This window comes from Actinosynnema sp. (assembly GCF_052038725.1).
The window spans coordinates 1-2,165 of the sequence record NZ_JBQGCX010000070.1 but is presented as its reverse complement, the minus strand read 5'-3'; the positions used below and the strand labels follow the sequence as shown (position 1 = coordinate 2,165).

2 protein-coding genes are annotated in these 2,165 nt (G+C 76.0%); both read right to left on the bottom strand.

Going from position 1 to position 2,165, the window contains the following annotated elements; translation table 11 throughout:
- On the bottom strand, window positions 1–1,017 hold a 1,017-nt coding region (locus ACTUAL_RS01375), incomplete at its 3' end, for a thymidine phosphorylase (protein ID WP_440898980.1).
- A gap of 28 nt (window positions 1,018–1,045) precedes the next feature.
- The gene (locus ACTUAL_RS01370) at window positions 1,046–2,074 is read right to left on the bottom strand and encodes a LacI family DNA-binding transcriptional regulator (protein ID WP_440898979.1); all 1,029 of its coding nucleotides are present in this window, start codon (window positions 2,072–2,074) and stop codon (window positions 1,046–1,048) included.
- Window positions 2,075–2,165 lie beyond the last annotated feature (91 nt).

Sequence of the window (2,165 nt, the reverse complement as noted above, 5' to 3'; positions counted from 1 at the left end):
GCCGTCGCGGTCGGCCCGCACCACCTCGTGCTCGCGCGCGGTCGGCAGGGCCGCGTCCGGGTCGCCGCCCTGCGCGCGCACCATCCGCCGCCACGTCGCCAGCGCGCGCCCGTCGTCCAGCGCGGCGGCCACGTCCTCGTCCGGCCTGCCCGCCAGCGCCAGCATCTCCCGCGCCAGCGCCAGGGTCAGCTCACGCACGTCCGCCGGACCGCCGCCCTGAAGCACCGCCACCGACTCGGCGACCTCGTTCGCGTTGCCGATCGCCCGCCCCAGCGGCACGTTCCTGTTGGTCAGCAGCGCGCTCGTCGCCACGCCCGCGTCCTCGCCCAGCTCCACCATGGTCCTGGCCAGCTCGCGCGCGTCCGCGAGGTCGGTCAGGAACGCGCCCGAGCCGAACTTCACGTCCAGCACCAGCGCGCCCGTGCCCTCGGCGAACTTCTTCGACATGATAGAGGACGCCATCAGCGGGATCGCGTCGACGGTCGCCGTGGTGTCCCGCAGCGCGTACAGCTTCTTGTCGGCGGGCGCCAGGCCGGACCCGGCCGCCGCCACCACGCCCCCGACGTCGCGCAGCTGCGCGAGGATGTCCTCCGTGGACAGATCGGCGCGCCAGCCGGGGATCGACTCCAGCTTGTCCAGCGTGCCGCCGGTGTGGCCGAGGCCGCGCCCGGACAGCTGCGGCACCGCCACGCCGAACGACGCGACCAGCGGCGTCAGCGGCAGCGTGATCTTGTCGCCGACCCCGCCGGTGGAGTGCTTGTCGGTGGTGGGCTTCCCCAGGTCCGCGAAGGACATCCGCTCGCCCGAGGCGACGATGGCCAGCGTCAGGTCGCGGGTCTCCTCGCGGCTCATGCCGTTGAGCCAGATCGCCATCAGCAGCGCGGACACCTGCTCGTCCGCGACCCGGCCACGCGCGTGGGCGTCGACGATCCAGTTGATCTGCTCGGTGGACAGCCGCTGCCCGTTGCGCTTGGCGCGCAGCACGTCGACGGCGTCGAAGGGTTCGACCTTCGGCAAGGTGGTGCTCCTCTCGGCGGGACCGGGGTCAGTGCCCGCCCGTAGCGGCGGCGGCCACCGTGTCACGGGTGACCAGCGCCGTGGCCAGCCGGGTCCCGGCGGGCCGCTGGTTGTCGATCACGCCGAGCGCGGTGGCCACGGCGGCCGTCGCGAGGTCCGCGGCGGGCAGTCGCACGGTGGTGAGCGCGGGGCCCAGCATCCGGGCGAGGTCCAGGTCGCCGACCCCGACGACCGAGAGGTCCTCCGGCACCCGCCAGCCCCTCGCGCGCGCGGCGCGGAACACGGCGGGGGCGAGCAGGTCGTCGTCGCACACCACGGCGGTGAACCGGCGCGCGCCGTCCAGCAGGCCGGTGGCGGCGGAGCAGGCGGCGTCGAAGTCGGTCGCGGACGTCTGCGCCACGGCGGTGACCTGCCCGCCCAGCGCGGAGAACGCGTCCGCGAACGCGGTGCGGCGGTCGAGGTAGGTGGGGTGCGCGTTGCGGGTGTTCAGGCAGGCGACCTGGGTGTGCCCGGCCGCGCGGAGCAGGCGGGCTGCCTCGGCCATGCCGGGGGCGAAGTCGAAGCCGACGGTGGGCAGCTCGTCGCCGTACAGCTCGCAGGCCACCACGGGCAGGCCGGTGGCGGCGAGCGCGGCGGCCTCCGCCCCCGTCGGGCCGTAGGCGATCGCGCCGCCGAGGTGGCCCGCGCGGATGAGGTCGGCGAGGCGGTCGGTCCAGGACGTCTCGCCGTCGTCGCGGGTGATCAGGATGACCGAGTGGTCGCGCTCGCGGGCCCTGCGCTCGGCGTGCTGGAACAGGGAGGCGAAGAAGGGCTGGCTGACGTCGCGCACGGCCAGGCCGATGATCGGCACGCGGCCGGTCTTCAGGCGGGCGGCGGCGGTGTTGGGCACGTACCCGAGCCGGGCGGCGGCCTCGCGGACGCGCTCGGCGGTGCGCTCGGACACGCGGGTGCCCGCCTTGCCGGAGAAGACCAGCGACACCACGGACTGCGAGACGTCCGCCAGGCGCGCCACGTCGCTGCCGGTGACCGCGCGCCAGGGGCGCTTCGCTTCAGCCATGGGGCGCCTTCCTGGCGGGGTGGGGGAGAGGGGCGCGCGGGGAGCTGTGGGGGGGGGGGCGGCGGGGGGGGGGGGCGCGGGGGCCCCGCCC